The sequence below is a fragment of the Brevibacillus sp. YAE8 genome (genome assembly GCF_057543335.1).
This window is the reverse complement of record NZ_BAAIYG010000199.1, coordinates 1-504: the sequence shown is the minus strand read 5'-3', so window position 1 is coordinate 504 and position 504 is coordinate 1. Positions and strand designations below refer to the sequence as shown.

The 504-nt window shown below is 51.4% G+C and carries 1 pseudogene; it reads right to left on the bottom strand.

Annotated features, from left to right (window positions below):
- Window positions 1–504, bottom strand: a pseudogene (gene citM, locus AC27IT_RS28375) (Mg(2+)/citrate complex secondary transporter CitM); the annotation flags it as partial.

Genomic DNA, 504 nt, shown 5'->3' with positions numbered 1-504 from the left:
AACTGACTTTACCCGATACTAAACATCCTATTAAAGAAAGCGTTAACAATAAATTGAACCACCAAAGCTTCGGCCGCTTCCACTCATCTTCAACCGCTGCCGCCGGTTCATTGGCATTGGCTGGCTGTTTCAGTTCAATCACACCAAGGCGCTTTCGTTCCGCTTTTCCAAGCACATACGCAACCGCCACCATACAAAGCATCCCGCTTGCAATGACAGGAATCATCGGCCCTGTTAGCTCAGCTGGATCAACCCCCAGCGCACTCGCCGCCCTCGGCGTCGCACCGCCCCATGGAATCGTGTACATGATTCCCATGCCGACTCCCGCGATTCCTGCCAAGATAATTGGCCGGATGCCTAGCAGAAAATAGAGCGGAAGCATGGCGCTTGTCGTAATCATGTACGTTGTCGAGCCATCTCCGTCCAAGGCGACGAGCATTGTAAGAACCGCTGTCCCGACAACAATTTTTAAAGGGTCTCCTTTGACCATGCTTAAAATTTTGC